The following is a 5,993-nucleotide window of genomic DNA, read 5'->3' as shown; positions in this document are numbered from 1 at the left end:
CCGGGCGGGCGGCCCGGGGAGCTGGGGGAGCTCGGAAAGCAGCCCGCCCGGTTCGGGCCGCGGGAACGCCATGTCCGAATCCTTCCGGGCGTCTTCGGGCGTTCGATCCGTACAACTGTGTTGTTTCCTTTGCAACTCCCGTGCAAACAACGGCGGTTCGCATGGCTCGGCGGCCGGGTATCACCTGGCGGGGAGGGTGAAACACGCCATTCGCCGGGCAAGTGCGAGGAGTTGTGAAGATGTGCTGGTTCGAGGGACCACTCGCCGCGTTCGACACGGAGACCACCGGAGTGGACGTCGAGCACGACCGGATCGTTTCGGCGGCCCTCGTGGTGCAGTCGGCGGCGGAGACCGTTCCGGTCGTGACGCGCTGGCTGGTCGACCCGGGGGTCCCGGTGCCGGAGGGGGCCACTGCGATACACGGGCTGACGGACGCCTATCTGCAGCAGAACGGCCGGTGGCCGGCGCCGGTGATGGAGGAGGTGGCGCGGGCGCTGGCGGGGCAGGCGGCGCGCGGGACGCCGCTGGTGGTGATGAACGCCCCGTTCGACCTGACGCTGCTGGACCGCGAGTTGCGGCGCCACCGCGCCTCGTCGCTGGCGGAGTATCTGGGCGCGGCCCCGCTGTGCGTGATGGACCCGTGGGTGCTGGACAAGCACCTGGACCGCTACCGCAAGGGGCGCCGGACGCTGACGGATCTGTGCGCGCAGTACGGGGTGGAGCTGACGGGTGCGCACGACGCGGCGTCGGACGCGCTCGCGGCGCTGCAGGTGGTGCGGGCGGTGGGCCGCCGGTTCGCGGCGCGGCTGGAGCGGCTGAGCCCGGCGGAGCTGCACGCGCGGCAGGCGGTGTGGCACGCGGCGCAGGCGCGGGGTCTGCAGGCGTGGTTCGCGCGGAACGGGACGGAGGAGGCGTGCGATCCGGCGTGGCCGCTGCGGCCGTCGCTGCCGGCGGCTGCGTGAGGGGCGCCCCGGGGGGGGGCTGCGGTGCCGGGTGCATGGATGTACGGGCTACGGGCGTACGGGCGGGCAACGCACAAGGCCGGTCCGTCTCTTGACGGACCGGCCTTGCCTGCGTGTGGGCGATACTGGGATCGAACCAGTGACCTCTTCGGTGTGAACGAAGCGCTCTCCCGCTGAGCTAATCGCCCGGGATTCGTGCGGGGTTTCCCCCGGCAACGCACTGAACCATACAGGTCGCGGCGGCTCTCCATCAAATCCCCGGGCCGTCGCCGGCCAGCAGGGCCCGCAGGCCGCGCCGGCCGGCGCGCATCATCCAGGCGTGGTTGGCCACGAAGAGGGGCCTGGCGGGCAGGGCGAGCCGCCGGAGCAGGGGCTTGCGGGCCTCCACGTCCTGCTCGAAACGGGCGGCGCAGCCGGCGGGGCCGCTGGGCAGGACGGTCCAGCGGGCCCAGCCTTCGATGTCGCCGGTCATGGCGATCTCCAGGACGCGGGCGGCGGGGTCGTGGCGGCGGGCGCGGACGGCCACGGTCAGGTCGTAGGGGAGGAAGGAGCGCACGCGGGCGGTGCCGGTGGCGGCGTCGGCGCGGTGGACCTCGCGGATCTGCGGCCACCAGGCGGGATAGCCCTCCACGGCTTCGAGCTGGGCGTAGACGGCGTCGGGCGGGGCGGCGAGGGGCCAGGCGCCGTGGAAGCGGTAGCGGTGGGAGGGGGTCAGGGCCGCGGCCAGGGAGGGCATGGGGCCAGCGGACACCGAAAGACCGAGGGTCCGCAAGGGGCGAACCTTGCGGACCCTCGGTCCTGTGATGTGGGCGATACTGGGATCGAACCAGTGACCTCTTCGGTGTGAACGAAGCGCTCTCCCGCTGAGCTAATCGCCCGGGCGCACCGCAAACATTACCGCATGTCAGACGGTGCTTTGAACCGGCTGCGGGCGGTCAGCCGCCGGCCTTCCACGGCATGACCATGCCGAACTTCCACAGGTAGATCCCGACGAGGGCGCCGGCGATCACCAGGCCCGTGACGGTGAGGATGATGTTGCGCCGGCGGACGCGGGGGTCGAGGGCCCGCTGGGCGGCCTCGGTGACCTTCCGCTTGGTCCAGCGCAGCACCAGCTGGGCCCAGACGAATTCCGTCGCCCAGATGGCCATGCCCCCGAAGATCACGAGCCAGCCCGGGCCGGGCAGGGGCAGCATGATGATGCCCGCGACGACGACGGCGAGGCCGACGACGAAGACGCCCACCTGCCAGCTCAGGTGCAGGGGCCGCGAGCGCTTGATGAAGTGGGGGGCGCGCGATCCGAGGGCGGGCTCGCCCGCTTCCCCGCCCTGTGTCCCGTCCCCCGCCGCGGCGGCGTCCTGCCGCCGGTCACTCTCCGCATTCATGAACCCCAACCTACCGGACCGGTCCCGAACTCACCGGAATGGCGGTATTCCCCGTCGGGCGACTGGGCCGTCCGAGGTATCCGAACAGTCTCAAAACGGTCAGAGGGGTTTACAACGGCACCGTAGGTGGCATGTCGATTTCGCCGACGTGCGAATCCCCGAGCGCACACTGAGCGAAAGGCCCTGGCGCTTATGAACACCACGGTCAGCTGCGAGCTGCACTTGCGCCTCGTCGTGTCGAGCGAATCCTCACTGCCTGTCCCCGCAGGCCTGCGGTACGACACGGCCGATCCGTATGCCGTGCACGCCACCTTCCACACCGGAGCCGAAGAGACGGTCGAATGGGTCTTCGCCCGGGACCTGCTCGCCGAGGGGCTGCACCGGCCCACCGGCACCGGAGACGTCCGCGTGTGGCCGTCCCGCAGTCACGGTCAGGGCGTCGTGTGCATCGCGCTGAGCTCTCCCGAGGGCGAGGCGCTGCTGGAGGCCCCGGCGCGGGCCCTGGAGTCCTTCCTCAAGCGGACGGACGCCGCGGTGCCGCCCGGCACCGAGCACCGTCACTTCGACCTGGACACCGAGCTCTCCCACATCCTGGCGGAGAGCTGAGTCCGGGCCGGGGCTGACCCCGGAGCGCGCCAGCCCACTCGGGGAGGCTGCGCGCCACATCTCGCACACAGGGCACGGCACGGCGCCGTCGTCCGCGGACCGTTCCGCGGGCGACGGCGCCGTCGCGACGAGGGGGCCGCGCGGATGCCGCCCAGCCAGTAAGGTCGTGGGCCGCGGTCGAACACTTGCCGCCTCCGTCCGGCCAGGGAGCGTACGAACGTGCAGATCAACCACGACACCAAGGCTGCGCTCGACTCCGTCGTCGACCTCCTCAACGCGGGCCCGCAGGACCTGGCGGAGCTGCGCTCCTTCACGGAGCGGCACGGCATCATCACGGTCGAGGCGCTGCGGGAGCGGGACGTCGCAGCGGTGCGGTCGATACGCGAGCGGTTCGCACGCATCTTCGATGCCGGGAGCACGGGGGAAGCGGCCGGGCTGATCAACGAGCTGGTGGCCGAGGCCGGCACGACGCCGCAGCTGAGCGCGCACGACGGCTACGACTGGCACGTGCACTACTTCGCGCCGGGAGCGGCGGTCGCCGAGAACCTCGCCGCGGACGGCGCGATGGCACTGGCCTTCCTTCTGGTCGCCGGTGAGCGCGACCGGCTGCGGCGGTGCAACGCGCCGGACTGCGGGCACGCCTTCGTGGATCTCTCCCGCAACCGCTCGCGGCGCTACTGCGACGGGCGCACGTGCGGCAACCGTCTGCACGTCGCCGCCTACCGGGCGCGGCGCCGGGGCGCCGAGTCGCCCGAGTCCCCCGAGTCCGCGGACTCGGGCGCGGCAGTCTGATTCCGGGCAGAACCGGGCCGGAATCAGCCGGAAATCGGCGTGGAATCCCCCTTCTCCGCCGCACGGACGGGGAAAATTCGGGCAGCCGAATGCGCACCCGGTGAATTACCCGGAAAACACTCGCAGGGCACGCCCGCGGGCGACCCGCCCCGGTGTGCTCATCGGACGGTCAGTCATATTCCATGCTTCTTGAGAATCGCCTCGATATCCGAGAAGTCCTCGCCGTCGCCCGATTTCTTCGCGCTGCCGGGGCGGCCCGCGGCACGGCCCGGCCCCAGTGACGGAGCGGAGGCGGCGGGGGCCATGGCATCGCGCTGCGCAGCGGCCGCCGCGGCCTTGCGCTCCTTGCGGCCGCCTCCGGCGCCACGGCGCTCGGCCGCCCTGCTCACGGCGAACAGCAGCGCCGAGAGCGCGAGGATGCCGAAGCCGGCCCAGACGCTCGGTTTGAAGACGATGTCCGTCAGCCACTTCACGATCCCGGTCAGGACCAGCCCGATGGGGACGAGGGAGAAGGCCGCGATCCGCGTCGCCGCGAGGAAGCGCCGGCGGTAGGCCGTCAGCGCGGCGATGCCGAGGCCCGCCGCGGACACCGCGGCGCAGATGGTCGAGGTCAGCATCGGACTCCTCCTGGACTTCGCTTGCGGGCTCGCCCTTCCATCGTGCACCCCTGCCGTGGGCCGGGCCATGGCCCGGCGGCGGGCTCAGGGGGATCTCCGGGTCATCCCTGACGGGCCCGGCCGGGCCCCGGCGGACCCGGAGGGCCGCCGCTCCCACCGCCTGGAAGACTGGCCGCATGAGCGAGACCAACACCGCCCCCGTCGTCCTCGACGTGTGGTGCGAGCTGCAGTGCACCGACTGCCGTACCGCCCTGGACGACCTGCGGGCGCTGCGCGCACGCTACGGCGACCGGCTGGACGTGCGGCTGCGGCACTTCCCCCTGGAGAAGCACAAGCACTCCTACGCCGCCGCGCAGGCCGCCGAGGAGGCGGCCGAGCAGGGGCAGGGCTGGGCCTACGCCGAGGCCGTGCTCGCGCGGGCCGGGGAGCTGGCCGAGCGCGGCGAGAAACTGCTGGTCGAGGCGGCCGGAGAGCTGGGGCTGGACGCCGAGGAGGTCGACACCGCCCTGGTGGACGGCCGGCACATGCTGATCGTCGACGCCGACCAGGCCGAGGGCAAGGCCATCGGCGTGACCGGCACGCCCACGTACGTCGTCGGAGGCGAGGTGCTGGACGGCAGCAAGGACCAGCAGGGGCTGCGGGAGCGGATCGAGGAGATCGTGGACGGTCTCCTCGGGTAGGCCGCCGCCGGTCCGCCGCCGCCGGACCGGCGAGCTACAGCAGTGGCTTGTACAAGTGGAACGCCGTGGGGGCGTAGCCCAGCGCCGCGTACAGGCCGAGAGCGGGGGCGTTGCCCGCGAAGACGTTGAGGCCGAGGGTCCGCGCGCCGTGCGCGAGCGCCTCGGCCTCTGCCAGCAGCATCAGGGACCTGCCGTGGCCGCGGCCCCGGTGCGCGGGCACCACCTCGACGTCGTAGACGAAGGCGTCCGGCTCGTCCGGGCCCTCGTCGCGCAGTGCCACCCAGAGCGTGCCGACGCGGGTGCCCTCGTGGGTGAGGACGCGCAGCATGGTGCCGGCGGTGGCGGCGCCGTCGGGCAGGAGCGCGCGGTCGTCCGCGTCGGCCTTGGCACGGGCCTGCTCGGGCGGGACGCCGCGGTCGATCCACTCCTGCACGTAGGCGGCGCGGGACGCCTCCCGCCAGCCGGTGTACTCGGCGTCGGTCATCCGCCGTCCCTCGCTGCCCGCGGGCAGCCGGGGGGCGGCGGTCAGCGTTTTGGCCATGGTGCGGCTGCGTTCGACGTAGCCGAGGGCGCCGGCGAGCCCGAGGCCGACCTCGGCGCCTGCGTCGACGGACACCTCGATGCGGGTGCAGCCCCAGCCGCGCAGCACTTCCTCCGCGGCGAGCGCGGCGACGGTGCCGCGGCCGCGGTGCCGGTCGCGCTCACCGATCGAGAGCCGGAGGATGCGGCCGGCGGTCGGGCCGAAGCGGAGGTCGGTGGCGAGGTCGACGGTGCCCACGGGCCTGCTGTTGACGCAGACCTCGTACGAGCGGGACCGGGCGCCGCCGGGGCCGCGCTGCTCGGGTGCGGTGGGCCGCAGGGTGGTGGTCACCTTCGTGTTGTACCGGCCCTGCGGCTGCGCGTCACGGGGTTTACGGCGGGCGCCCCCGCCACACGGGCGCCCCCGCCCCGAGC

Annotated in this window: 8 protein-coding genes and 2 tRNA genes; 4 read left to right on the top strand and 6 right to left on the bottom strand. The window is 73.0% G+C overall.

From position 1 onward, the window contains the following. Positions 1-239 precede the first annotated feature (239 nt). Entirely contained in the window at positions 240-962 is a 723-nt protein-coding gene (locus ACSNOG_RS31580) for a 3'-5' exonuclease (protein ID WP_436756134.1), read from the top strand. A 116-nt stretch (positions 963-1,078) separates the two neighbouring features. Here the strand turns inward: ACSNOG_RS31580 and ACSNOG_RS31575 are convergent. From ACSNOG_RS31575 to ACSNOG_RS31560, 4 genes are all read right to left on the bottom strand, one after another. Then, positions 1,079-1,150, bottom strand: a tRNA-Val gene (locus ACSNOG_RS31575). A 62-nt stretch (positions 1,151-1,212) separates the two neighbouring features. Next, positions 1,213-1,698, bottom strand: a complete 486-nt coding sequence (locus ACSNOG_RS31570) for an SRPBCC family protein (protein ID WP_436756133.1) — start codon at positions 1,696-1,698, stop codon at positions 1,213-1,215. Between the two features lie 70 nt (positions 1,699-1,768). Next, positions 1,769-1,840, bottom strand: a tRNA-Val gene (locus ACSNOG_RS31565). Between the two features lie 57 nt (positions 1,841-1,897). Then, positions 1,898-2,344, bottom strand: a complete 447-nt coding sequence (locus tag ACSNOG_RS31560; protein ID WP_436756132.1) for a TIGR02611 family protein — start codon at positions 2,342-2,344, stop codon at positions 1,898-1,900. A 192-nt stretch (positions 2,345-2,536) separates the two neighbouring features. Between ACSNOG_RS31560 and ACSNOG_RS31555 the strand changes: the two genes are divergently transcribed. Together ACSNOG_RS31555 and ACSNOG_RS31550 are read left to right on the top strand one after the other, a co-directional pair. Next, entirely contained in the window at positions 2,537-2,950 is a 414-nt protein-coding gene (locus ACSNOG_RS31555) for an SsgA family sporulation/cell division regulator (protein WP_003959770.1), read from the top strand. Positions 2,951-3,169: 219 nt separating this feature from the next. After that, on the top strand, positions 3,170-3,742 hold the full coding sequence (locus ACSNOG_RS31550) for a CGNR zinc finger domain-containing protein (protein WP_436756131.1): 573 nt from the start codon (positions 3,170-3,172) through the stop codon (positions 3,740-3,742). 173 nt (positions 3,743-3,915) lie between these two features. Here the strand turns inward: ACSNOG_RS31550 and ACSNOG_RS31545 are convergent, their stop codons facing one another. Continuing rightward, a complete protein-coding gene (locus tag ACSNOG_RS31545; RefSeq protein WP_436756130.1) occupies positions 3,916-4,359 on the bottom strand; it encodes a hypothetical protein in 444 nt (147 codons plus the stop codon). 176 nt (positions 4,360-4,535) lie between these two features. Between ACSNOG_RS31545 and ACSNOG_RS31540 the strand changes: the two genes are divergently transcribed. Continuing rightward, positions 4,536-5,039, top strand: coding sequence for a DsbA family protein (locus ACSNOG_RS31540; RefSeq protein WP_436756129.1), 504 nt, complete (start codon positions 4,536-4,538; stop codon positions 5,037-5,039). A gap of 34 nt (positions 5,040-5,073) precedes the next feature. Here ACSNOG_RS31540 and ACSNOG_RS31535 read toward each other — a convergent pair whose 3' ends face one another. Further along, positions 5,074-5,910, bottom strand: coding sequence for a GNAT family N-acetyltransferase (locus ACSNOG_RS31535; protein WP_436756128.1), 837 nt, complete (start codon positions 5,908-5,910; stop codon positions 5,074-5,076). Positions 5,911-5,993 lie beyond the last annotated feature (83 nt).

Origin of the sequence: Streptomyces sp. URMC 124 (assembly GCF_051386455.1) — a bacterium.
Classification (GTDB): domain Bacteria; phylum Actinomycetota; class Actinomycetes; order Streptomycetales; family Streptomycetaceae; genus Streptomyces.
This window is presented reverse-complemented; position numbering and strand designations above follow the sequence as displayed.